The 24,305-nt window shown below is 35.9% G+C and carries 20 protein-coding genes; 5 read left to right on the top strand and 15 right to left on the bottom strand.

Annotation, left to right across the window (positions count from 1 at the left end; translation table 11 throughout):
- Positions 1–50: 50 nt before the first annotated feature.
- From ABJH90_RS04790 to rpsO, 3 genes are all read right to left on the bottom strand, one after another.
- Positions 51–914, bottom strand: a complete 864-nt coding sequence (locus ABJH90_RS04790; RefSeq protein ID WP_019671028.1) for a sigma-70 family RNA polymerase sigma factor — start codon at positions 912–914, stop codon at positions 51–53.
- A gap of 166 nt (positions 915–1,080) precedes the next feature.
- Positions 1,081–3,294 (bottom strand): polyribonucleotide nucleotidyltransferase, encoded by a 2,214-nt coding sequence (locus ABJH90_RS04785; protein ID WP_348137057.1) that lies wholly within the window; start codon positions 3,292–3,294, stop codon positions 1,081–1,083.
- A 183-nt stretch (positions 3,295–3,477) separates the two neighbouring features.
- Positions 3,478–3,747, bottom strand: a complete 270-nt coding sequence (gene rpsO, locus ABJH90_RS04780) for a 30S ribosomal protein S15 (protein ID WP_348137055.1) — start codon at positions 3,745–3,747, stop codon at positions 3,478–3,480.
- A 166-nt stretch (positions 3,748–3,913) separates the two neighbouring features.
- Between rpsO and ABJH90_RS04775 the strand changes: the two genes are divergently transcribed.
- Positions 3,914–4,783, top strand: coding sequence for a hypothetical protein (locus ABJH90_RS04775; protein WP_348137053.1), 870 nt, complete (start codon positions 3,914–3,916; stop codon positions 4,781–4,783).
- Between the two features lie 53 nt (positions 4,784–4,836).
- Here the strand turns inward: ABJH90_RS04775 and accD are convergent, their stop codons facing one another.
- From accD to ABJH90_RS04760, 3 genes are read right to left on the bottom strand one after another with little or no spacing between them, the layout of a single operon-like run.
- A complete protein-coding gene (gene accD, locus ABJH90_RS04770; protein ID WP_348137051.1) occupies positions 4,837–5,697 on the bottom strand; it encodes an acetyl-CoA carboxylase, carboxyltransferase subunit beta in 861 nt (286 codons plus the stop codon).
- A 28-nt stretch (positions 5,698–5,725) separates the two neighbouring features.
- Positions 5,726–6,793, bottom strand: coding sequence for a class II fructose-bisphosphate aldolase (fbaA, locus tag ABJH90_RS04765; protein WP_348137049.1), 1,068 nt, complete (start codon positions 6,791–6,793; stop codon positions 5,726–5,728).
- Positions 6,794–6,852: 59 nt separating this feature from the next.
- Positions 6,853–9,438 carry a BamA/TamA family outer membrane protein gene (locus ABJH90_RS04760; protein WP_348137047.1) on the bottom strand — a complete coding sequence of 862 codons (2,586 nt, stop codon included), beginning with the start codon at positions 9,436–9,438 and terminating at the stop codon, positions 6,853–6,855.
- A 99-nt stretch (positions 9,439–9,537) separates the two neighbouring features.
- Here ABJH90_RS04760 and ABJH90_RS04755 point away from each other — a divergent pair, with 99 nt between their 5' ends.
- Positions 9,538–10,197 carry an RNA methyltransferase gene (locus ABJH90_RS04755; RefSeq protein WP_348137045.1) on the top strand — a complete coding sequence of 220 codons (660 nt, stop codon included), beginning with the start codon at positions 9,538–9,540 and terminating at the stop codon, positions 10,195–10,197.
- A 60-nt stretch (positions 10,198–10,257) separates the two neighbouring features.
- Here the strand turns inward: ABJH90_RS04755 and ABJH90_RS04750 are convergent, their stop codons facing one another.
- A complete protein-coding gene (locus ABJH90_RS04750; RefSeq protein ID WP_348137043.1) occupies positions 10,258–10,956 on the bottom strand; it encodes a porin family protein in 699 nt (232 codons plus the stop codon).
- 4 nt (positions 10,957–10,960) lie between these two features.
- Entirely contained in the window at positions 10,961–11,689 is a 729-nt protein-coding gene (gene ubiE / locus ABJH90_RS04745; protein ID WP_348137041.1) for a bifunctional demethylmenaquinone methyltransferase/2-methoxy-6-polyprenyl-1,4-benzoquinol methylase UbiE, read from the bottom strand.
- 245 nt (positions 11,690–11,934) lie between these two features.
- Here ubiE and trkA point away from each other — a divergent pair, with 245 nt between their 5' ends.
- A complete protein-coding gene (gene trkA, locus ABJH90_RS04740; protein WP_348137039.1) occupies positions 11,935–13,284 on the top strand; it encodes a Trk system potassium transporter TrkA in 1,350 nt (449 codons plus the stop codon).
- 35 nt (positions 13,285–13,319) lie between these two features.
- Entirely contained in the window at positions 13,320–14,777 is a 1,458-nt protein-coding gene (locus tag ABJH90_RS04735) for a potassium transporter TrkG (protein ID WP_348137037.1), read from the top strand.
- Between the two features lie 34 nt (positions 14,778–14,811).
- Here the strand turns inward: ABJH90_RS04735 and ABJH90_RS04730 are convergent, their stop codons facing one another.
- Complete coding sequence (locus ABJH90_RS04730) at positions 14,812–15,996, bottom strand: pyridoxal phosphate-dependent aminotransferase (protein ID WP_348137035.1); 1,185 nt, start codon at positions 15,994–15,996, stop codon at positions 14,812–14,814.
- Between the two features lie 13 nt (positions 15,997–16,009).
- Positions 16,010–17,113, bottom strand: a complete 1,104-nt coding sequence (locus ABJH90_RS04725) for an acyl-CoA desaturase (protein WP_348137033.1) — start codon at positions 17,111–17,113, stop codon at positions 16,010–16,012.
- Positions 17,114–17,234: 121 nt separating this feature from the next.
- Here ABJH90_RS04725 and rsmG point away from each other — a divergent pair, with 121 nt between their 5' ends.
- A complete protein-coding gene (rsmG, locus tag ABJH90_RS04720) occupies positions 17,235–17,876 on the top strand; it encodes a 16S rRNA (guanine(527)-N(7))-methyltransferase RsmG (protein ID WP_348137031.1) in 642 nt (213 codons plus the stop codon).
- 424 nt (positions 17,877–18,300) lie between these two features.
- Here the strand turns inward: rsmG and ABJH90_RS04715 are convergent, their stop codons facing one another.
- The 5 genes from ABJH90_RS04715 to ABJH90_RS04695 all read right to left on the bottom strand — a co-directional run bounded on the left by ABJH90_RS04715 (position 18,301) and on the right by ABJH90_RS04695 (position 24,199).
- On the bottom strand, positions 18,301–19,275 hold the full coding sequence (locus tag ABJH90_RS04715) for a transporter substrate-binding domain-containing protein (protein ID WP_348137029.1): 975 nt from the start codon (positions 19,273–19,275) through the stop codon (positions 18,301–18,303).
- A 186-nt stretch (positions 19,276–19,461) separates the two neighbouring features.
- Positions 19,462–21,090 carry an L-glutamate gamma-semialdehyde dehydrogenase gene (pruA, locus tag ABJH90_RS04710; RefSeq protein ID WP_348137027.1) on the bottom strand — a complete coding sequence of 543 codons (1,629 nt, stop codon included), beginning with the start codon at positions 21,088–21,090 and terminating at the stop codon, positions 19,462–19,464.
- A gap of 85 nt (positions 21,091–21,175) precedes the next feature.
- Positions 21,176–21,562 (bottom strand): Co2+/Mg2+ efflux protein ApaG, encoded by a 387-nt coding sequence (apaG, locus tag ABJH90_RS04705; RefSeq protein ID WP_026348611.1) that lies wholly within the window; start codon positions 21,560–21,562, stop codon positions 21,176–21,178.
- 498 nt (positions 21,563–22,060) lie between these two features.
- Positions 22,061–22,669, bottom strand: coding sequence for an HD domain-containing protein (locus ABJH90_RS04700; RefSeq protein WP_348137025.1), 609 nt, complete (start codon positions 22,667–22,669; stop codon positions 22,061–22,063).
- A 285-nt stretch (positions 22,670–22,954) separates the two neighbouring features.
- Positions 22,955–24,199 carry a DUF5103 domain-containing protein gene (locus ABJH90_RS04695; protein WP_348137023.1) on the bottom strand — a complete coding sequence of 415 codons (1,245 nt, stop codon included), beginning with the start codon at positions 24,197–24,199 and terminating at the stop codon, positions 22,955–22,957.
- Positions 24,200–24,305: the final 106 nt, after the last annotated feature.

Below are 24,305 nucleotides of genomic sequence, written 5' to 3'. Positions count from 1 at the left end.
ACCAAAATTCCAATTCAAGGAAAATTCAACATGTAATTAATGTCTCGTTATTATCCGAGATAAGTTTTTAATATTTTGCTTCTGGAAGTATGTTTTAATCTTCTTATTGCTTTTTCTTTAATCTGACGTACTCTTTCCCTGGTAAGGTCAAAAGTTTCACCAATTTCCTCTAGGGTCATGGAATGTTGTCCAGCCAAACCAAAATACAATCTGATAACATCTGCTTCTCTGGGTGTAAGGGTTTCTAAGGCCCTTTCAATTTCCGTGCGTAAAGATTCATGTAATAATTCTTTATCTGGATTAGGAGATTCTCCACTACGAAGAACATCATACAGATTTGAATCCTCCCCGTCAATTAAGGGTGCATCCATAGATACGTGACGACCTGAATTTTTCAAAGACTGTTTTACATCTTCTACGGTCATATCTAATTCCTTGGCAATTTCCTCCGCTGAAGGGATTCGCTCATGAGCTTGCTCAAGAAATGCAAATGTCTTGTTTATCTTATTTATTGAACCAATTTTATTTAATGGTAATCTAACAATACGGGATTGTTCTGCCAAAGCCTGTAATATAGACTGACGAATCCACCATACGGCATAAGAGATAAATTTAAAGCCCCTGGTTTCGTCAAAACGCTGAGCAGCCTTAATAAGGCCAAGATTTCCTTCATTAATCAAATCTGGAAGTGTAAGTCCCTGGTTTTGATACTGCTTCGCAACAGATACCACAAAACGAAGATTGGCTTTTGTAAGTTTTTCCAAAGCTAACTGATCACCTGCTTTTATGCGCTGTGCTAATTCTACTTCCTCATCAGCCGTAATTAGATCAACCTTACCAATTTCCTGTAAGTATTTATCCAAGGATGCCGTTTCCCTATTCGTAACCTGTTTTGTAATCTTTAGCTGTCTCATCTAGGTTTTCCTTTATATATTAAGTTCAAAGTGCATGGGCTGCATATACTTATACGTAAAAAAACGGCAAATGTTACAATAAGGTTATAAAAATTTAACATTTTGGTAAAATTATATTAAAAAACCCCTGTTTTAAAGGGGTTTTAGTATATCGAAGGATTAAAAATTAGTCTCTTCTCGGTTTACGATCTCTATTTCTATCGTTTCTGCCTCTATCGCGATCCCGATTTTCTCTAGGGGGTCTTTCCTTATAACCTTCCGGTTTTGGGAATAAAGCTTTACGAGATACTTTTTCCTTTCTCGTTCTTGGGTCTGTACCAAAATATTTAACATCAAAAACATCACCCATGTTAACAACATCGGTAACTTTCTCAGTTCGCTCCCAAGCGAGTTCAGAAACATGAAGCAATACTTCATTTCCAGGGGCTTCAACATATTCTACTACCGCACCAAAATCCAAAATCTTTATTACTTTAACCTCATAAACACTGCCTACATCTGGTTTAAAAGTAATGGAGTCTATTTTGGCGAGTACGGCATCAATACCTGTCTGATCTGTTCCTAAGATCTCTACCAGTCCCTCTTCAGTAACAGGATCTTCATTTATTACTATTGTCGTACCTGTTGTTTTCTGAAGCTCTTGGATTACTTTTCCACCGGGTCCAATTAATGCACCAATATAATCTCCCGGAATCGTAGTTGTAACCATTTTTGGTGCATGAGCTTTTACATCCTCATTAGGTTGAGCGATTGTATCGGTCAATTTCTCAAGAATATGGAGTCTTCCTTCTCTTGCTTGCATTAGTGCCTTAACCAGAATTTCGTAGGATAAGCCCTTAACTTTTATGTCCATTTGGCAAGCTGTAATCCCATCAGCTGTCCCGGTTACCTTAAAGTCCATGTCTCCCAAATGGTCTTCATCACCCAGAATATCTGATAATACCGCATATTTACCGGTTTCGCTATCTGAAATCAATCCCATTGCAATTCCTGAGACAGGTTTTAAAAGTTGCACACCAGCATCCATTAGCGCCATGGTACCCGAGCAAACGGTTGCCATAGAAGAGGAACCATTACTTTCCAATACCTCAGAAACTACTCTTAGTGTATAAGGGCAATCTTCAGGGATCATACCTTTTAATGCTCTTTGGGCCAAGTTTCCGTGGCCAACCTCTCTTCGGGATGTTCCCCTGATTGGTCTTGCCTCGCCAGTGGAAAAAGGAGGGAAATTGTAATGTAGATAGAAAGTTTCTTCGCCTTCAAATGATGGCATATCTATTTTATTCGCTTCTCTGGAGGTTCCTAAAGTTACTGTTGCCAATGCCTGTGTTTCTCCTCTAGTAAAAATGGCCGAACCATGAGTTGAAGGCAAATAATCCACCTCGCACCAGATAGGCCGTATTTCATCTGTCTTTCTTCCGTCGAGCCTTAATCCTTCATTTAAGGTAAGGTCTCTTACGGCAGCTTTTTCAGCTTTGTAGTAATATTTGCTGATTAAATCACCAATTTCTTCAAGTTCTTCTTCGGAATGTGAAGCTTTAATTTCGTCTTTTATTTCTGCAAATGATGCACTTCGTTCATGTTTGGCAGAACCAGCCTTGGCTACCTTATATACTTTATCATATGCAAGGTCATGAATCTTTTTCATTAGTGCTTCGTCCTCATCTTCCGTTTCGTATTCGCGCACTTCTTTTTGTCCAAAGGCCTTCGCTAATTTAATTTGTGCAGCGCATTGGACTTTTGCAGCTTCATGACCAAATTTAATTGCTTCAACCATTTCTTCTTCAGAAATTTCACTCATTTCACCCTCAACCATCATCACGGAATCCTCTGAAGCTCCAATGACCATGTCAATATCAGATTCAAGTAATTGTGATCTTGTAGGGTTAATGACAAATTCGCCATTCACTCTCCCGACACGAACTTCCGAAATTGCACATTCAAATGGAAAGTCTGAGAGTTGAATTGCTGCAGATGCAGCAAGACCTGCCATGGCATCGGGCATGACATTATCATCATGAGACATTAGCTGTATCATCACCTGAGTCTCGGAATGGTAGTCCTTGGGAAATAATGGTCTCAAAACACGATCTACCAGTCGCATTGTCAAGACCTCTCCGTCACTTGGCCTGGCCTCTCTTTTAAAAAAGCCTCCTGGATAACGTCCTGAAGCCGCAAATTTTTCCCTATAATCTACTGTTAAGGGAAGAAAATCTACATCACTTTGTCTATAATTGGAAACTACTGTACATAATAACATACAGTTTCCTGATTGTACAACAACAGAGCCATGGGCCTGCTTTGCAAGTTTTCCGGTTTCGATAGAAATCTCTCTACCGTCACCAAGGTCAATGACCTCTTTAAATGTTTTTGGAATCATAAATTTTAATTAGAACCTGAATTTTTATCAGGCTGTTAAACAATGGTCAACCGTCATACATAGACGGTCCGAGTTGTGTTGTTGTGTTGTCGACCAATGAAAAACTATGTGTAAGCTTTTTGTGTTCTCCCCGTATTCCGGGGCTTTTGTTAAAAAAAAGGGAAGCAATGCCTCCCCTTTATATTATTTTCTAATATTTAATACTTTAATAAGGGCACGATATTTTTCTATGTCCTTTTTCTTCAAATAATCCAGTAAACTTCTTCTTTTACCAACAAGTCTTACCAGGGATCTCTCTGTATTATAATCCTTTTGGTTGTTTTTTAAATGTCCTGTTAAATGATCAATCCGATGCGTAAACAACGCAATCTGACCTTCAGTGGAACCCGTGTTACCTTCTGAACCACCATGTTTTTTAAAGATTTCTGACTTAACTTCTTTTGTTAAATACATTCCAATATTATTTTAAATGATTTTTATGTATCTGATTGATTTTCAATCGAGCGCAAAGATAGTAATAAATTTATATAAAGCGGATGTCATTTATTTTTTTTGAACTTCAATTAAACCTTTATGAAAACCTGGGGTCAAAGGAGAGTAATATTAAAAAAATGATAATATGAAAAATTGTTTTAAAAAACTGAATTTTACAGGATTATTGATTTTGGCAATTGTGTTAAATGTTTCCTGTAACAAAGAAGAATCTCCGGAAATTATTGAAACCGGGGAAACAGAAACTTTTGAGGTGGCACAACTTCAGGCCAGTGACGAATCTGAATTAATTTCTGAGGAAATCTTAAACGTTGGAGAGGATGTTTATGCTACCGACGAAATCCAGGCTATCTCCAAGGGTTCTTACAATTCAGATTATTTGCCAGAATGTGTAACAATTACTACTGTGGTGACTAGTACCAGTAAAGAAAAAACTATTGATTTTGGTGAGGGATGTGAACTACCCAATGGAAATTTTTTAAGTGGTATCATTAAACTGAGTTATCTTAAGGACATGGAGATGGCAACGAAAACGCTTAGTTTTTCACTTGAGAACTTTACATTTAATGGGGTATCTGTTGAGGGAAATGCTACGGTTCAGCGAATGCGTTCCAATGAAAATGGAAATCCTCAGTCAGATGCGGTAGCCGATTTTACAGGAGAATGGCCAGAAGGTGGTACTGCCAGTTTTACTGGTAACAGGACCAGAGAATGGATTGAAGGTTTTGGAAGCGGATTCTGGGGCGATAACGTTTTTCTTATCTCAGGCAAGGGTACTTACACAGGGAAATTTGATAATGTATTCGTTAAAGAAACCCTTAGCCCGCTAAGACGAGAACTATCTTGTAGATTCCTAGTGAGCGGAATACTTGAAATTTCGCGCAATGATACAACGGTGAGCCTTGATTTTGGAGATGGTAGTTGCGATTCTAAGGGGATTCTTACTTATCCTAATGGAGAATCTGAGGAAATATTTTTAAGAAGGTTTAAGAATTAAAAAACCTACAAATGATTAATTAATAGCCCTGGCTTTTATAGTTCAGGGCTTTTTTATTCTCTAATAGCAGTATTCTGAATAAGATCTATATAAAGGTTAATATTCTTTTTTAGATCCCTTCTATGAGAAATAAAGTCTAAAAAACCATTTTCCAAAACGAATTCTGCTGTTTGAAAACCTTTAGGGAGATCTTTCCCTGTTGCTTCTTTAACAACTCTCGGTCCCGCAAAACCAATCAAAGCACCAGGTTCAGAAATATTAATATCTCCTAGCATGGCATAGGAAGCAGTTGTACCACCTGTAGTAGGATCTGTACACAAAGAAATATATGGAATTTTGGCTTCAGCTAACTGTGCTAATTTTGCAGATGTTTTGGCAAGTTGCATTAAGGACAAAGCAGCCTCCATCATTCTGGCCCCACCAGATTTGGATATCATCACAAAAGGAATTCCCTTTTTAATCGAATAATCTATTCCCCGTGCAATTTTTTCACCAACAACACTTCCCATCGATCCTCCTATAAAACTAAAATCCATACAACAAACAACCATATCCTTACCCACAGATTTGCCTACAGCAGTTCTTACTGCATCTTTTAAACCTGTCTTTTTTTTGGCGGCCGTCAATCTATCAGAATATTTCTTTGTATCCTCAAATTTTAGGGGATCTTTGGAAGTTAGCTTGGCATCTAACTCCTGAAATGTATTGTTGTCAAATAAAATTTCGAAATATTCTTTGCTCCCAATTCTAACGTGATAATCATCTTCAGGACTAACATAATAATTTTTGGCTAAATCTTCAGATTCAACAATCTTTCCGGTTGGGGATTTATACCATAAGCCTTTGGGTGTATCTTTTTTCTGCTCAGTTGCAGTTTGTATACCCTTTTCTGTTCTTTTGAACCAAGCAGTCATTGGAATATAATTTAATTCTAAAAGTTACCTACAAGGTATTAATATTGTTTAGATCTTCAAAAGCTTTTTTTAATCTCTCAACAAATGTCTTTTCCCCTTCTCGAAGCCAAACCCTTGGGTCGTAGAATTTTTTATTAGGTTGGTCCGCACCATCCGGATTCCCAATTTGCGATTGTAAATAAGCTGATTTACCCTGGAAGTAATCCCGAATGCCTTCCATGAAAGCATACTGTAAATCGGTATCAATATTCATCTTTATCACGCCATATCCAATAGCTTCACGTATTTCCTCAACAGTTGAACCAGAGCCACCATGAAATACAAAATCTATGTGATTATGTTCAACACCGTATTTTTTAGTTATATACTCCTGAGAATTTCTTAAAATTTTGGGAGTTAACTTTACATTTCCCGGTTTGTAAACGCCATGCACGTTCCCAAATGCTGCAGCTATAGTGAATCTGTGGCTTATTTTGGATAATTCTTCATATGCATAAGCCACTTCTTCTGGCTGAGTATATAATTTGGAATCATCAACATCTGAATTATCTACGCCATCTTCCTCACCTCCGGTTATTCCCAATTCAATTTCCAGGGTCATGTCCATTTTGCTCATTCTTTCCAGATATCCTTTGCAAATGGCAATATTTTCCTCAATAGGTTCTTCAGATAAATCTATCATATGAGAACTATAGAGGGATTTTCCTGTCTCTGCATAATGTTTTTCACTTGCGTCAAGAAGTCCATCTATCCATGGCAATAACTTTTTAGCACAATGATCTGTATGAAGAATAACGGTAGCACCATAAGCCTCAGCTAACTGATGAATGTGTTTTGCACCCGCAACAGCTCCTTGTATGGCAGCAAGCTGCTCTTCATTAGACAAACCTTTACCCGCATTAAATTGCGCTCCACCGTTCGAAAATTGTATAATAACAGGTGAGTTTAATTCTGCAGCAGTTTCCAGGACCCCATTGATAGTATCCGAGCCTATGACATTAACCGCCGGAAGAGCAAATCCTTTTTCCTTGGCATAGTTAAAAATATGTTGAACTTGGTCACCAGTGGCAACACCTGGTTTAATTGAATGAGACATAATTTTTGGTCTGTTAGATTTTTATGAGATGTGGCAAATGTAGTAAAATAATTAAAGCTCTAAAAAGGATAGTTTATACCAATTTGGAATACTGCGTTTGCGAAATTATAATCGCGAAACCATCTTTGGCCAGGTAATTCTGCCGGATTATAGGTTTTAAAACCCATATCAAGACGGAATACGAAATAGGTGAAGTCATATCTTAACCCCATTCCTGTTCCAAGTGCTATTTCAGATAAGGATTCAAAGCCTTCAAATACAGCAGCAGGTTCCTCTACGTTATCCCAAACATTCCAAATATTTCCGGCATCAGCAAAAATGGCACCTTTAATATCTCCAGCGATAGGAAACCTATACTCCAAATTAAGCGCAATTTTCATGTTAGCTTCATTAAAATCATTAATATTATCGGTAGACCCAGGGCCAAGGGAATAAGGAAACCAAGCTCTGTTATCATTGGACCCACCACCAAAATAACTGCGAACAAAAGGTACATTATTAGAGTTTCCATAGGGTATAGCTATGCCAAAAAAGCTTCGGAAAGCAAGGACGTTGGATCTGGATAGATCCCAATGTTTTATATAATCAAATTCCGTTTTTATATACTGGGAATAAGGAACACCAAAGACGGTGCGATCTCCATTTTCATTTTCGTCAAATTCTATAATGTTGGATATTGCTGACAATATAGCTCCGGCGCTTTCAACTTTGAATCGGAAAGAATAAAAACTATTATCATTTATGTTGACCCTGTTACTCTTGTTAAAGGTATAGTTGCTGGCAAAAATAAGATTGTTTTCCGTTAACCTAATTCTTCGTTCCTCTATACTAGCAACATCGTCAAAATCTTCTGGAGTTGAAGGTACGTCAACATTCAAAATGGCATCAGTAAAACCTGTGGTACCTTCAGGAATAATTAGTGTAGGGCCATCTGATGGTTCGGGCATAACATAAAAGTCCTGTAATAAGGGGTCATTCGCATAATCCACGGCAATATCATTCAATCTCTCAAAGGTGCTTTGATATACGTTATAAAAACGATCGGGATTAAGATTATTTACAAATTGAATGTTCAATAATTCTACGTTATTTTTGTTCAAATTGTTCGTTGACCAATTATATCCTAATACTGTATTGAAAGTCTGTTTGTCGAGGCCAATGTTTTTCTGAAAACTTGTGCCTACAGAAATTCTGGATTGGGGTAGTTTATAGGATGGAATTATTTTCTTCCAGTTAAAAAATGGAAACCATATTCGCGGGAAAGTAATGTTGACATCAGCGCCCAATTCTGAAAAGAAATTCTCGGTAGCTGTATCATCACTTAACAAACCAAAAGTACCCCCAACTGACAAACTCAGAGTTTCCGCTCCACGGAAAATATTTCGTGAGATAAGGGCAGTACTAAAACCGATGCCCAATGATCTAATATTAGAGTGAGTAAGATCAAAATCAAAAGCCCATGAGAATTTTGGTCTTGTTGCTAAAAAAATGTCTGCTGTAAGTTTTGATTGTGTACTATCCTCTGTAAAAAGTATATTGGGATATTTAAATGTATTTAAATTCGTAATTCTTCTATAAGTGCGAATTTTATCAATTTCTCTGTAAAGACTATCCTTTTCAAGGAAGATTGCATCTGCTAGTGCCTTAGGTTTATATCGGAGTTTATCATAGTAAAAAATAGTATAATTGTCATGTTGAATAGATTTTAAATCAGAGATATCCCTGTTAAAACCATAATCCGGATAAATGTTGATTTTGTCTAAGCGAAAGACTTTATATTCTGAAGTTGTTATAATGCTATCTCCTCGTTTTCTAAGGTTACCAATGTTAAGTTCTACGCTCATTTTTTGATCGTCGTTAATCCTCGTAGTATCTCTTAGAATATCATAGGCTATTGAACTTTCCTGGAAATTATAAACTCCTGTATTTCTAATAAGTTCTGAAAGTCTTTTCCGCTCATTATTAAAATCAGTAAGATCAAACTGCTTGCTATTTTTAATAAAGGATTTATCCTCATTAAGAGTATAGATAGAATCAATAGCCATAGAGGTTATATTTCTGGAAATCGAATCAACTATAAATGGTTTTCCAAGTGCAATCTTATAATTTATTTCAGCTCTTTGCTTTTTTTTTGTACTATCTATTTCATAGGACGAGGTGTTGTTAAAATACCCCTTGCTTCCGTAAAAGATGCTCAAACGTTGCAGCGATTTCTGAGTCTTTATGGTATCTACTATGGAAGGAGATTCACCAATCCTTTTAAGCCAATCACTATATCCTTTTACCAAAAAGGATTCACCTAATCTGTTAACTTGCTTCTGTGATAATATATTTACAAGTCTTTTCTCTCTGTTTTCTTTTCTATGAAGCCAGGCCTGGAAAGTTGAATCGGGATCTTTTTTAGCTAAATTGTAGAGGTTAAGCCTTAAAGGATAACCCAATAAGGTACTGTTAGGTTCTTGCAGGACAAGACTTCGAATATCTTCACTTTTGATTTTTTCACTATTTACGAAGATGTTATTTTTGGTTAACAGAAATTCATCATCCTCTACCCTTTTTAGTGTATTACAGGAAGTGAATGCGACAATAAGCAAGAATAAACCTATTTTTGCAATATTCTTTTCGTAACTCCGAAGGGTCTTCATAGAAGCCAAAAATACATTATTTGAATGGTTGTTAAAAGTCAATTAAAATTTATAAAAAGCTTATATCAAAAAAAGTACCGAATTCAAAACGGACTTTTTGTGGTAGAAGGAAAAAAGGTCGTTTCAGAGCTTTTAAATTCTAAATTTAAGTCACATAGTATCTATAGTACTGACCCCGAATTTAAGACAAAAAACAAAGAAGAAGTTCACTATATTTCAGAAAAGGATCTAACAAGAATAAGTTCTCATAAAAGTCCAAATAAAATATTGGGAATATTTGAAATCCCTGTACCGGCGGCCATTGATTATTCTGATTGGGTTATTGTTTTGGATGCAATACAGGATCCGGGAAACTTGGGAACCATTATAAGGTTATGCGACTGGTTTGGAATAGCACATTTGGTTTGTTCTCCAGATACTGTAGATTGTTACAATCATAAAGTCTTACAAGCAACAATGGGTTCTATTGCCAGGGTAAATATTGTGTATGCCGATATTGCCGTACTGCTCGAAGAAAATAAAAATCTTGCTTTTGGTACATACATGAATGGGAAATCTGTGTACTCTGCAAATCTTCCTGAAAAAGGGCTTTTAATATTAGGCAATGAAGGCAAAGGTATATCTGAGAAAGTAGGACTTCGGATAGACAAAGAAAACAGATTAGGTATCCCCCAATATGGAAATAAAATCACCGAAAGTTTAAATGTAGCAACTGCCACAGCCATTTTTTTAAGTGAAATTAGAAGAACCGAAGGTTAAACGATTTAAAGGATAAGATCCCGAAGTAGAAAAACACCAATGCCCTTAATAGGCTTTTACCTACTCAAAAGTAAAATTCACGAATATCCCTCTGGTTTTCAGGGCATCTATATTTCCAGTCCATGGACTGTTTGGATCATTATCAGGGACTAATTCATTGCTGAGTGCAAAGATTCCCCTTATAGAAGGGGAAAATTTGAAATATTCAGTGTAAAAATCAATACCAAATCCAATTTCCCAGTTATAGACCGTTTTGGTCATTCGGAACGTACCACTGCTATTATCATCAAGACTATCCTCATTACTTCCCAAATTTAAAGAAGCAGATAGGCCACCAATAATAAAAGGTTTCCAGTTGCCAAATCTTCGGGCACTTATTTTTAAAAGTAAAGGGAAATTTATATAAGTAGATTTTACTTCTCTTAGTGCATCATTTTCACTTGCAAACCCGGTATAACCCAAAGTTCGACTGGTGTAAAACAATCCAGGTTCAAATCGAAGGTCTAAAAATTCGTTAATCCTCATTTCGCCAATCAGACCTACATTGAAGCCAATAGATTTGTCAACCAAGACATCATCCAAGTCATTCTTGTATTCAAATTTGAAGTCAAATTGATTAAATCCGAGAAAATATCCCCAATTTAAAAATGCTTTATCTTCATTTTCAAGATTTATGATGGGTTTTTCTTTAAATTGGGCATGTATTGGATATGTCACCAACATTAAGAAGCCTATCAGAAAAACTAAGATATATTTCATTCTTCTATTTTGTAGCTATATATATAGTTGCCACTCCAAATGTCTGTGGCTTGTTCTCCATAGCTATAAACCCAATTTTTCCTAAAATATTGTTGAAGGACGGGCCGTAGGGAAAAACTGCTGCAGATTCTGAAAGATAGGCGTAAGCAGAACGGTCTTTGGAGAAAAGTTTGCCAATTAAAGGGAGGATGTTTTTAGTATAAAACCAATACCCTTGCTTAAAGGGAGATTTGGCAGGAACGGAAGTCTCTAGAACCACAAAAGTACCGGAAGGTTTTAAAACCCGATATATCTCCGATAAACCTTTTTCAAGATTTTCAAAATTCCGAACCCCAAACGCCACAGTAATAGCGTCAAAGCTGTGGTCTTCAAACGGAAGGTTTTCACTGTCACCTACAATCATTTCAATAGTATCATTTAGACCCTTTTCTGCCACCTTCTTTTTCCCAACCTGCAGCATTCCCTTGGAAATATCCAAACCTATTATTTGTTCTGCACCTGTTTTAACCAAGTTAATAGCCAAGTCTCCTGTTCCGGTTGCTATATCCAGGATATTTTTTGGATTTTTCTTCTTTAAAATTTTTACTACCCTGTTTCTCCATTTAATATCTATACCAAAAGAAATTACGCGATTTAAGCCGTCATAGCTGCCGGAAATTGTATCAAACATTTGTGTGACCTGTTCTTTTTTTCCAAGCGTTGATGTCTTATAAGGTTTTACTTTTTTGGACATAAGGTAAATTTTCGGGCAAAGATAGTACAAAGCCTGCTTCGAGAATTGGTGTTAATAGAGATAATCGAAATTGATTCAATGCTCATTTTTGCATGCCAAGTTAGACATTAATCAAAATAAATTTGCGTAATTTTGCCATTGCAAACTTTGCAAATACAACGTACATGAGCTGCATTGGCTTATATTATATAAAAATAGCTCCTTTACGCAACATTCGGACTCTTGATAATTAATAAAGGCTAAAGATGAGAATTATTATTGCGGGGGCAGGTGAAGTTGGTTTTCATTTGGCAAAACTTTTATCTTATGAATCCCAGAACATTACTTTGATTGATTCCAACAAGGAAAGTTTAACTTACGCAGACACTCATTTGGACATAAAAGTACTAAAAGGTGATGCAACTTCAATTTCCGTATTAAGTGAAGCCAAAGTTGAAAGTTCTGATCTTGTAATTGGCGTAACTTCTTCTGAAACAACAAATATTACCCTCTGTTTACTAGCTAAACAAATGGGGTGTAAAAAAACGATTGCGAGAATTTCAAATATTGAATTCTTAGATAACAGGGAACTAATTAAATTTTCAGAAATGGGAATTGATGAGTTGATCTCACCTGAAGAACTGGCCGCCACAGAAATTCAACTTTTATTAAATCAGTCCGCTTTTTTTGATACCTACGAATTCGAGGCAGGGGCATTAATGATGGTTGGTGTTACCTTGCCTAAGGGCGCTCCGTTCATTGGCAAATCTGTCAAAGATGCAGCAAATATATTTCCTGGATTACATTTTATGCCTATTGCCATGCAACGTGTTGGAACCCAGTTTACACTTATCCCCAGAGGCGATACAGTTTTTAAAGACAAGGACCAGGTATATTTTGTAACTGACAAAGAAGGCGTAGATGACCTTTACAAGCTAACCGGTAAGAAGAAGGAAGAAATAAAAAATGTAATGATTTTGGGAGGTAGTAAAGTTGGTTTTAACGCAGCCAGAGATCTTTGTGCTAAAAAATTTAATGTAAAATTAATAGAAAAAAACAAAGAAAAGGCTTTTGATATATCTGATAGTCTGGCAAATGTGCTAGTAATAAATGGAGATGGTAGGAATGTGGAGTTATTGGATGAAGAAAGTTTGGAATCTATGGATGCATTTATTGCGGTTACCGGAAATTCTGAAACTAATATTATGTCTTGTCTGATGGCAAGATCCAAGAATATCAAAAAAACCATCGCTCTCGTCGAAAATATGGACTACTTTCAACTCTCACAGTCCATTGGTGTTGATACTTTAATTAATAAGAAATTACTCGCTGCTAATAACATCTTTAGGTATATAAGAAGGGGTGAGGTTGTAGCTCTGACCCGATTAAATAACCTAAATGCTGAAATCCTGGAATTTGAAGTAAAAGCAACCTCAAAAGTAAATGGTAAAATTATACGCGAATTGGAATTTCCTAGGGAAGCAATTATTGGCGGGATTGTAAGAGATGGAATAGGAAATACTGCCTTGGGAAATTTTAGGATTGAGGAAGGCGATAGGGTGGTGGTATGCTGTCTGCCAGATTCCATTCCAAAAATTGAAAGGCTTTTTATATAATGACAGGGCTAAATTATAGAATAATTATCCACTTAATGGGATTACTGTTATTATTTAATGGTGGTTTCATGCTAATTGCAGCTTTGGTGAGTGGGATTTATGATGATGGCGCCACCCTTGATATTACCTTGGCCGCAATATTAACCTTACTGCTTGGTATTGTGGCCATGTTTTATACCAGAGGCCATGATAAAGAAGTAAAAAAGAAGGAAGGTTATATAATAGTTACACTTGGCTGGATTGTAATGTCTGCCTCTGGCGTAATGCCTTATATTTTTTCAGGAGCTATCCCAAGTATTACGAATGCCTTTTTTGAAACGATATCAGGGTATACAACAACAGGTGCTTCAATTCTTGACGATATTGAATCTCTTCCCAAGGGAATACTGTTCTGGCGCAGTCTAACCCACTGGATAGGCGGTATGGGGATTATTGTTCTGGCAATAGCCATTCTTCCATTATTGGGAATTGGTGGAATGCAATTGTTTTCAGCAGAAGCTCCCGGGCCGAATGCAGATAAATTACATCCAAGGATTACGGATACCGCAAAAAGGCTTTGGTTAATTTATTTTGGTTATACAGCTGCAGAAACTCTTTTGTTAAGTGTAGCCGGGATGTCTTTTTTTGATGCAATAAACCATTCTATGGCTACCTTGTCCACAGGTGGATTTTCAACGAAAAATGCAAGTCTGGCTTATTGGAGCAACCAACCGTTTATCCAATATATTGTTATTTTCTTTATGTTTCTGGCGGGAAGCAACTTTGTATTGAGCTATTTTGCTTTTAAAGGTAAGGTCCAAAGAGTGTTAAGGGATGAAGAATTTAAATTTTACGGTATTTTAATGGTGATTTTCACCTTGATAACTGCATTGGTCATATATTTTATGGCTCATGTTGAAGTATCAAATTTCTACCCCATGCCATTTGGAGAAGTTGAAAGTTCTTTCAGGCATGCATTATTTCAGATAATTGCAATTATTACAACTACAGGATTTGTCACGGCTGATTTTACCGCCTGGACACCATTTTTAACTGTTTTCTTTTTCGGACTGATGTTTATGGGTGGCTCAGCAGGATCTACAGCAGGGGGAATTAAAGTCATGAGGCATATACTAATTATTAAGAATGGGCTTCTAGAATTTAAAAGAACCTTGCATCCAAGTGCTATTATTCCTGTAAGGTTCAATAATAAAACGGTAAACGAACATATTGTATATAACGTTATTGCATTTTTTGTCCTTTACATGTTACTTTTTATAATTGGTGCCCTTGTACTTAGTTTTTTAGGCCTCGATTTTATTTCGGCAATTGGTGGTGCGGCATCCTCTCTGGGAAATGTTGGTCCGGCATTTGGAGATCTTAACCCTGTAAGTAATTATAATAGCCTGCCGGCCTTGGGAAAATGGTGGTGTGGTTTTCTTATGCTTGCCGGTAGGTTAGAACTATTTACTGTATTGATACTTTTTAATCCATATTTCTGGAAAAGGATATGATCTTAACCAAACAGACTTATAGATAAATTGGAACTTAGACCACTGCTTTTATTCTTTTAACAGCTTCTCTTAATTCATCTTCCGAAGCAGCATATGAGATTCGTATACAATTTGGATTACCAAATGCTTCACCAGTAACAGTAGCCACGTTGGCGTTTTCTAACAGATATAAAGCAAAATCAGACGCATTGTTGATTGTAAAGCCCTGCAGGGTTTTACCAAAGAAACTTGAAATATCAGGAAAAACATAAAACGCACCTTCCGGAACATTTAAATTAAATCCGTTTATTTCACTTAGAAGTTGCAATAAGATATCTCGCCTTTTATGAAATTGATCAACCATGAATTGAATTTTACTTACAGGTGCATTTAAAGCCTCAATAGTAGCGCGTTGAGCAATAGCATTAGCACCACTTGTAATTTGGCCCTGAAATTTGGTACAGGCCTTAGCTAGCCATTCAGGCGCTCCTATATAACCAATTCTCCAGCCTGTCATGGCAAAGGCCTTAGACACTCCATTTACCGTAATAGTTCTTTCGTACATTCCATCAATTGTCGCAATACTTTCATGTTTACCCCTGAAGTTAATATGTTCGTAAATCTCATCGGATACAACCAGTATCCCCGGATAATTTTTTAATATACGGGCAATACCTTCCAGCTCCTCTTTACTATAAACAGATCCACTTGGATTACAGGGTGAACTAAACCAAATCATTTTTGTTTTGGGAGTGATGGCCACCTCCAATTGTTCCGGGGTAATTTTAAAATCTGTTTCTATATTGGTTGGAACCTCAACCGGGACACCTTCTGCGAGTTTCACAATATCACTATAGCTTACCCAATAAGGAGCGGGTAATATTACTTCGTCTCCTTTATTGATTATTACCATTGCTACGTTAGCAAGAGATTGTTTGGCCCCTGTAGACACAACTATTTGACTTAACCCGTAATCCAGATTATTATCCCTTTTGAATTTGTTAGATATGGCCTGTTTAAGATCTGCGTATCCATCTACCGGGGAGTAACTGCTATAGTTCTCATCAATTGCTTTTTTTGCTGCATCCTTGATAAACTCCGGGATGTTGAAATCGGGTTCTCCAAGGCTTAACCCAATGATATCTTTTCCCTGAGTTCTTAATTCCCTTGCTTTTGCGGCCATAGCTAAGGTGGCCGAAGTAGACATGTTTTTAATTCTATCGGATAAATGGTTGCTCATTCTTGCAATAAATTTACTGGTACTGTAATGTAGGCTTTTTGCCTAATTCTTTTAAGTGTTTGAAATGCGAAATTATAGCTTTTCTCGTAGTTTTGTACTCGTTATAGGGTAAATTAAATTCCTTTGTGGTCTGTTTAACAATTTTGGAAATTTTTGTGTAATGAATATGGCTGATATTTGGAAAGATATGATGTTCTACCTGATGATTTAAGCCTCCTGTAAACCAATTTACAACCTTGTTTTTAGTTCCAAAGTTAACAGTTGTTAGCAATTGATGAATAGCCCATGTATTTTTCATGCTACCATCTTTTTCAGGTAAAGGTGTTTCTGCCTCATCTACGACGTGCGCCAATTGAAAAACAACGCTAAGAATTACACCAGCAACATAGTGCATAATAAAAAATCCAAGCAGAATTTTCCACCATGCTATGTCTAAAATAAGCATGGGCAATACTATCCATATTGTTATATAAATCATTTTAGTAGCCACTAAAACGCTCCAGTTCAGGAAAGGATTCGGAAACCTGCCATAAGACAACTTACGTTTAGTATAGCGGTACATTTGCATAAAATCGGTCGTTATTGCCCAATTAAAGGTTAGTAATCCATAAAGGAATAGGGAATAATAATGCTGAAACTTATGAAACCTGTGCCATTTGGCATGTTCAGAAAAACGCAATATTCTTCCTGCTTCAAGATCTTCGTCGTGAGTATGAATATTGGTATAGGTATGATGCAATACATTATGTTGAACCTGCCAGTTATATACATTTCCTGCCAGAATATAAATACTACTCCCCATTAGTTTATTCACCCACTTTTTAGTTGAGTAGGACCCATGGTTTCCATCGTGCATAACATTCATACCAACGCCTGCCATTCCAACTCCCATGGTAATGGTTAATAATAGATTGGCCCAATTAGGTAAATTCAAAGTCAAAATCAAAAAATAAGGAGCAAGAAAAAGACCAAACATAATAGCCGTTTTGAAATACAACCGCCAGTTTCCGGTTTTCTTAATTTCATTTTCCTTAAAATAATTATTAACCCGTTTATTCAAGGTTTTGAAGAACTGTGCCGAATCTTTTCGAGAAAATTTAATTGTGGTTGAATCCATGTGCAGAAATCATTTGTGTAAATATAACGTAATATCTTGCTTTTTAATACCCTCCTTGTGCCATAATTAAAAAAGGAGTTATTGGTGAATGTACTATTTTTGGTAAAATACAAAGGTACATATGCAAGCTGATATAATATTTAAATATTTTGCCAATTTATCTGAAATTCAGAAAGAACAATTTTTGCGCCTCGAAGTTTTATACAAAGACTGGAATGAAAAAATAAATGTAGTATCCAGAAAAGATATAGAGGAACTCTATCTACGTCATGTCCTACATTCATTAGGGATTGCTAAAATTCAATCGTTTAAAAAAGGGGCCTCTATTTTAGATGTTGGAACTGGTGGTGGTTTTCCTGGACTTCCTCTCGCCATACTTTATCCTGAGTCCCATTTTACGTTGGTAGACGCTATAGGCAAGAAAATAAAAGTAGTAGAAGAAGTGGTTGCCGGCCTTGAACTAAAAAATGTTACGACTTACCACAGCAGGGTTGAGGCCCTGGATGATCAGTTCGATTTTATTGTTAGTAGGGCAGTAGCTGCCATGCCTACCTTTGTTAGATGGGTTCAGGGCCGTATTAAGAAAAAATCTATTCATGAGCTTAAAAACGGTATCCTATATTTAAAGGGAGGAGATTTAACTGAGGAGTTAAAAGATTATAGAAATGTACAGATATTTGAGTTGTCCAAATTCTTTAATGAGGACTTTTTTAAGACCAAAAAAGTGGTCTATTTGCCAATGAAGTACAAAGGCAGCGGTTAAAGCATCAACATCATATTAAAGGAGTACCTGCAATTTTCTGCGTAGGTTTTGACGTAGCTAGCTAGTTTTTTCAAACTTATTTTTTTTGACTTTGTACCATCATTCGCTTTCATAATTTTGATTTAGAGTTAGAATAATGTAGTATTTAAAATATAATTTACAATTAATTAACGTTAAATTTACATAAAAAGTATAAGAAAACAAACTTTAAGCCTATAATGTGCTGAAAATCAGCCGTAAAATAAAAATTTGCTGAAAATTATAATTTCTGTGTGGAAATGGAAAAATAGATGTTTCGATTATAAATCTAATTTCATTCAGATTTGATAATATTATTAAGAAAGTATAAATTTTTGAAGTGAACTTTTCTTTCTTCAATCAAATTGAGGATGCTTAGCGAGTTATTGCATAGTTGACCTTTTCCTTAGAACTTTAATTTTAAACCGGAAGATGGAGAATTATTCATATTGGCGGCCTTAATAATGTCAGTCTTATACTTAGCCGGGACAACCTCCCATCCATTATAAATTTCTCCGTTTATGTAATACCTTTCATTACCTTCGGTCATTGCGGTTTCAGTCATTAATTTATAGTAAGAAGCAGGTGCATTTCTACCCGCACTATCCCCATGCAAGACCAGTTCAAGAATGCCATCACCGTCAATATCGGATTGTATCCAATTTAGTTCCAGTATTTGATTATAAGTGCCATCAGACATCATTTCGTTAATATTGCTATTAAAGTCGTCAATTATTTTTTGAGCATTCGGGATATTTTTTAAAATGGCAAAATGAAGTGGTTGAATCATAAAGGCCTCTTTGCCAATTTCAAGAAATCTGCTGACATCATTTAATTGGTAAGTTAGTAAATAGGATATGAGTAATTCATCTACCAGCATATAATCTGTCTTGAAAGTTAGTAATTTCTCCAGATTTCCCTGATCACTTTTACCTGGAATAAGAACCGCATCCAGATTGGTATATACGGAGGATCCATATGCATATCCACTTATAATAGCAATTCGTTTATCTTTTAATTCACTTAGAGATTTTGCACTTACATCACTTCCTTTTCTGCCAACTAAAATCAGGCGGTTTTCAAGATAGGGTTCTGAATAAAGCAAATAATTTTCCCGGTCTTCCGTTTTCCATAAAGTCGGACTTCCCTGGAAGGTGCCGGAGATAATTCCTTCCATCACCGGATCAAATCCTGCAATGGTCAATTCCATTTGAAAACCTCCTCTTTCAAGCGCCTCCTTTACTAATTCGAGGGCGAAGCCTTTTTCCCCTTCTATATTTGAAAAGGGAGGCCATATATCAGCAGCCAAGTTAATATTCTGATTCTGCGAATACATAAATAAACAGGGAATAGTAAGGAAAAGCAGTAGCAATTTTTTCATATTCTTACTTGGTTAATGATAAAAAGTACCTTAAGATAAACCAACTAACGCGGAAATTATGTTAAAAAAAGAAACAAAAATTATTTCTAACGGATTTTTTGAATATAGTACGTTTAGGCTCTTCAACTTTTCGGTATCAAAGCCTTATATTTTCCAAAAAAATAAAGATTAATTGTTTTATCCTTTTTAACCCAAAAACGGATAGCGATAATCTTCAGGAGTCACAAAAGTTTCTTTAATCAACCTCGGTGAAACCCATCGAAGCAAATTTTGAGCAGAACCTGCTTTGTCATTTGTCCCTGAAGCCCTTGCGCCACCAAAAGGTTGCTGCCCCACAACAGCCCCTGTGGGTTTGTCGTTTATATAGAAATTACCTGCGCAGTTTTGAAGTACTTTCGTGGCTTCATTTATTGCATATCGGTCTTTCGCCAAAACAGCCCCTGTAAGTGCGTATTCAGAAGTAGTATCAACCATTTTTAGAGTTTTGGACCAATCCTTATCTTCATAGACATAAATTGTAACTACCGGTCCGAACAATTCGGTTTCCATAGTTGAATAATGAGGATCTGTGGTTAGTATTACTGTAGGTTCAATAAAATACCCCGTGGATTTATCATAATTACCACCAACAACAATAGTCGCGTTCTTATCTTTTTTAGCCTGATCGATAAAGGAAGCTAATTTGTCAAATGATCCTTCATGTATTACAGCAGTAATAAAATTGCTCATATTTTCAGGAGATCCGGGAGGATTGAATGATTCCACATCCCGCTTTACCAAATCCAAGATTTCGGTGGAAGTAGACTTTGGTAAATATACACGTGAGGCAGCACTACACTTTTGGCCCTGGAATTCAAAGGCACCGCGTGTAATTGCGGTAGCTACCTGCTGAGGTTTTGCTGTTGGGTGCGCAATTATAAAGTCCTTACCGCCAGTTTCTCCAACAATTCTTGGATATGTTTTATAGCGATCAATATTATTCCCTATCTGTTTCCACAAGGATTTAAAAACATGGGTGCTTCCCGTAAAATGAATTCCCGAAAAGTCAGCACTTGCTAAAATCGTGTCTGTAATCATTACAGGATCACCGTAAACCACATTGATTACCCCATCTGGCAGTCCAGCTTCCTTAAAAACGTCCACAATTACTTTGGCCGAAAAAATTTGACTATCACTGGGCTTCCATACGACAACATTACCCATCATAGCCGCACTTGCAGGAAGATTACCTGCTATAGCTGTAAAGTTAAAAGGGGTAATTGCATAAATAAACCCCTCTAGAGGTCTGTATTCCACCCGATTCCAGATTCCTTCAGATGATTCAGGTTGTTCCGCATAGATCTGAGACATGTAGGATACATTAAACCTGAGAAAATCGATTAATTCACAGGCGGCATCAATTTCCGCTTGATGTATAGTTTTTGACTGCGCCAACATCGTAGCCGCATTGATTTTAGCCCTGTAGGGCCCGGCAATAAGATCTGCTGCTTTTAAGAAGATACTGGCTCTTTGTTCCCATGGCAACGATGCCCATGCGGTTCTGGATTTGAGTGTATTTTCGATGGCCAAACTAACATGACTTTTTTCGGCGAGATGATATTTGCCCAAAACGTGTTTATGATCATGCGGAGGTGACATTGTTCGGGTATTTGATGTTGTTATTTCATCACTTCCGATATATAATGGAACTTCTAAACTTCCATCGAAGTATTCTTTATATTGCTTTAAAACCTCGTCTCTTTCCGGAGTGCCAGGAGCATAACTCTTTATTGGTTCATTAATAGCCAGCGGGACCTCAAAAAAACCTTTACCCATAATCACTTTTTGTTAGTTAAATTTTCACGTCAAAGGTACTAAAACCCGAAACGTTTATAAAATTAAAACAAGCTAAAAGGAATCATTAATTCAGTGCGAAGGGTGCACTGAATTTAAAAGAAGGAATGTAGACTCTGAATTTTTCATTAGTGGTGAAATTTACCATATTATAATGGCCTTTCATTGCCCCAATAGGAGATGCAAGGAGGCATCCGGAGCTGTATGTATGAGATTCTCCCGGTCTAATTACCGGTTTTTTTCCGATTACACCTTCACCGTCTAAAACTTCAAAATCATTTAGGGCATCGTATATTTGCCAGTGCCTTGAGGTTAACTGCACAGAATCCTTACTTTGATTTTCTATGGTAATTGTATAACCAAAAGCAAAATGCATTTTATAGTTTTTAAAGAAAGTGCCTTCAAAACTAGTATTCACAGAAATTTTTATGCCTTTGGTTACTTGTGTAATCATCTTTTTCATGCTAATAAATAACGGTATTTCTCAATATGAGTAGCATATCCGTTATATCTGCTAAAATAAAAAAAATCGCATTAGGCCAGCTTTATTTAACAATAGTTTTAAAATAAGCTTAATGCACAAATTTCCTTAAATCATTTTACAAGTAGGGAGAAAAACCAAATTTTTAGCAACTCTCCTAAGATAAAAAATAAAACTATAAGAAAACCCAGGTGTCCAAGATAGATAATAGGAACTGATTATGAAAACTTCAGATTGGATTATCGGTGTATGTATATTTTTTTCTGATGTATTTCTGCCCTATTTCGCCTTAAATAAAGGTTATTGACAGATTTTCTTGGTTGATAAAGATCCGGATTATGATTTAAAACTGAAGGAAGATCATATTGGAAATTATATAGGGAACTTAAAAAGGATGAAACACGCCAGTTTTTGATTAAAATAAATCGTCTATAGTTTACTATTCTTAATTACAAGTTTTAAAATAAATTATCATTTCAAATTGGCTGCTAATCTAAGAGATAAGAGTTCCTTTATCTTTTCGGATTTTAATTTCTCACGATTCTTCTTAGCAAAATCAGTATGAAATTTATGATTTTCCAAAAACGAAATTTGCAGGTCTAACCACTCAATTTTATTAGAAACGACGTCGAAATGCAGATACTCGTTGAATAGTTTATCGCTAATGTCATTATAGTCTTTTCTTCCCAGGTAGTCTAAATCGGCATCTGCCAATATTTCTTCATAAAAAGTCTTTGGTTCCTGAGGTACTTTTGTGGCCCTAATCATCCCACTTACTATTTCCACTTCCTCGCTGGTAAGAACAGGAGTTAAAAATGGTTGGATTTCAATAATGCTGCGTTCTTCATGATCTAAAGAAGATACTACAAAACCATAATCATGACAGATTGCAGCAATTCGTATAAGCCCGGCCATTTTTTCGGGAATATCATAAAATTTGATATAGTCGTTACATACGTTGGCCACATCTATAATATGATCTATAGAATGGTAAGAAAGATAATCGGGGAGTTTTTGTTTTAACTGCTCAATAATCTCAAAACAAATTTTTGGATATGAATTTTTGTTGCGAAGAATCATTTATCCCAATCCTAAGAATTATAAGTGTATAGATTTAAACCCAATGTTATGAAAATTATTGTAATAACATGATATTTATATCAGGAAATTTTAATATCTAACCTCATTAAATGATTAAAAAACAACAACTTACAAAATTATTTCTTAGTGTAATTAGGATCCATAAATTAAATTGGAACCATTTATTTTTCTTTCAAAAAAACATTTTACTCTTACGAGTTATTCACATTATATAATGGTTTTAAGCCAATCAACCTCACATTTACTATGATTATTGAAAAATGTTTAGTTGGTAATATTTTCAGAATTTGTTGAACCAATACCAATTATGCTATCGTATAAATCGCCGAAATTCCTGTAATAGACCAGTATTAAATAATTGTTTTCTGTAAAATTAAAGTTACCACCAACTTTGTTCAGGTCAATATTACCATCCTCACTTTTAAGGACGTATTTATAGTTGTAAAACCCCTGCTTAAGTTTTATTTCAGCCTCCATATTTCCTGTCTCGGAATTGTAATTCATTTTGTTCCCTTCCTCTAGAGCATAGTTATTAAATTTACCGTAGACATAAATTTCATTTAAACCAATATCTACGGTATATGGAAGGCTGAAATGAATGAGGGTATATTCTGATTCTCTGGATACATCTTCACCTTGTAAGGTGCGAATAAGAAAATCGCCATTAATGTCAGGGAAATAGGTGTATGCCTTATCAAATCTATAGTTATCTGTAAAAAGATAATGATGGTAAAGTTCTTGATAGTCAATGCGGGAAATAGCAGAAGAAGGTGCTCGCAAATCACTGGTGTCAAAATTTAGGAATTCATTCCCACCAAAAAAACTGGTTTCAATATCATATTTATATGCCAGCGAATTGCCCAGCGTAAATTGTGGGGGTACATTTGTAATGACATTAGACCATTGATAGTTTTGAATAATTGCAACTTTCACTTCTTTTACAGGATTAATAAGTTGAAGATTGAATGGGCTAATCGTAAATTGTACAGATTGTTTTTGATTTAGAAAATCAAAATTTCTGGAATTCCTGGTTGTGGCTCCAACTTTTGCCAAATCTTTGTAAACTACAAATCGTCTTGTAAATTGAAGTTCGTAGTTAGAATTATAAATTTCGAGAACATAATTGCCGCTAACTTTTAAACTCACGACTTTATTGGGAATGGTCAAGCGATAATTGGAATATGCCTGCAGTGTACTAAAACTGTTACTATAATTAATAATTCTTTGGTTGTCTGCACCTCTAAGGTATTGGGACTTTAATAGTTCAGATGGCGTCCAATCATAATTACAATAAACAATTTTATAATAATAGTCTTGCTCACTTGCGGTCAAATCATCAAACTCCAGATAAATTGGATCTCCCAATTTGATAACAGGGAATTGATCTTCAGTTGGTCCCTTAAAAATAATAGTCTTAATATTTTCAGGCGGGTTCATCTCTTCCTGAATCTGCGAATATAACTGAGTTGTTAGGAAAAAGAAGAATAGTTGTTTAAGAACTAAACGCATATTTAGCCTGTTTTTGAGATAAAGGTAAACAAAATGCACACCCAAAAAAGTCATATCGGTATAATGCCCAAAATTATAGTTAATAATTATGAAAACCGCATCATAA

The organism is Eudoraea sp. (assembly GCF_039969275.1).
Classification (GTDB): domain Bacteria; phylum Bacteroidota; class Bacteroidia; order Flavobacteriales; family Flavobacteriaceae; genus Eudoraea.
Note: the sequence above shows the minus strand (reverse complement) of the source record. Positions and strands in the feature narration are given on the sequence as shown.

Bases quoted from the DNA above. Each gene is read 5' to 3' on its own strand.
- ABJH90_RS04790 (WP_019671028.1), bottom strand. From the start codon at position 914: ATGAGACAGCTAAAGATTACAAAACAGGTTACGAATAGGGAAACGGCA.
- ABJH90_RS04785 (WP_348137057.1), bottom strand. From the start codon at position 3,294: ATGATTCCAAAAACATTTAAAGAGGTCATTGACCTTGGTGACGGTAGA.
- rpsO (WP_348137055.1), bottom strand. From the start codon at position 3,747: ATGTATTTAACAAAAGAAGTTAAGTCAGAAATCTTTAAAAAACATGGT.
- ABJH90_RS04775 (WP_348137053.1), top strand. From the start codon at position 3,914: ATGAAAAATTGTTTTAAAAAACTGAATTTTACAGGATTATTGATTTTG.
- accD (WP_348137051.1), bottom strand. From the start codon at position 5,697: ATGACTGCTTGGTTCAAAAGAACAGAAAAGGGTATACAAACTGCAACT.
- fbaA (WP_348137049.1), bottom strand. From the start codon at position 6,793: ATGTCTCATTCAATTAAACCAGGTGTTGCCACTGGTGACCAAGTTCAA.
- ABJH90_RS04760 (WP_348137047.1), bottom strand. From the start codon at position 9,438: ATGAAGACCCTTCGGAGTTACGAAAAGAATATTGCAAAAATAGGTTTA.
- ABJH90_RS04750 (WP_348137043.1), bottom strand. From the start codon at position 10,956: ATGAAATATATCTTAGTTTTTCTGATAGGCTTCTTAATGTTGGTGACA.
- ubiE (WP_348137041.1), bottom strand. From the start codon at position 11,689: ATGTCCAAAAAAGTAAAACCTTATAAGACATCAACGCTTGGAAAAAAA.
- trkA (WP_348137039.1), top strand. From the start codon at position 11,935: ATGAGAATTATTATTGCGGGGGCAGGTGAAGTTGGTTTTCATTTGGCA.
- ABJH90_RS04735 (WP_348137037.1), top strand. From the start codon at position 13,320: ATGGGATTACTGTTATTATTTAATGGTGGTTTCATGCTAATTGCAGCT.
- ABJH90_RS04730 (WP_348137035.1), bottom strand. From the start codon at position 15,996: ATGAGCAACCATTTATCCGATAGAATTAAAAACATGTCTACTTCGGCC.
- ABJH90_RS04725 (WP_348137033.1), bottom strand. From the start codon at position 17,113: ATGGATTCAACCACAATTAAATTTTCTCGAAAAGATTCGGCACAGTTC.
- rsmG (WP_348137031.1), top strand. From the start codon at position 17,235: ATGCAAGCTGATATAATATTTAAATATTTTGCCAATTTATCTGAAATT.
- ABJH90_RS04715 (WP_348137029.1), bottom strand. From the start codon at position 19,275: ATGAAAAAATTGCTACTGCTTTTCCTTACTATTCCCTGTTTATTTATG.
- pruA (WP_348137027.1), bottom strand. From the start codon at position 21,090: ATGGGTAAAGGTTTTTTTGAGGTCCCGCTGGCTATTAATGAACCAATA.
- apaG (WP_026348611.1), bottom strand. From the start codon at position 21,562: ATGATTACACAAGTAACCAAAGGCATAAAAATTTCTGTGAATACTAGT.
- ABJH90_RS04700 (WP_348137025.1), bottom strand. From the start codon at position 22,669: ATGATTCTTCGCAACAAAAATTCATATCCAAAAATTTGTTTTGAGATT.
- ABJH90_RS04695 (WP_348137023.1), bottom strand. From the start codon at position 24,199: ATGCGTTTAGTTCTTAAACAACTATTCTTCTTTTTCCTAACAACTCAG.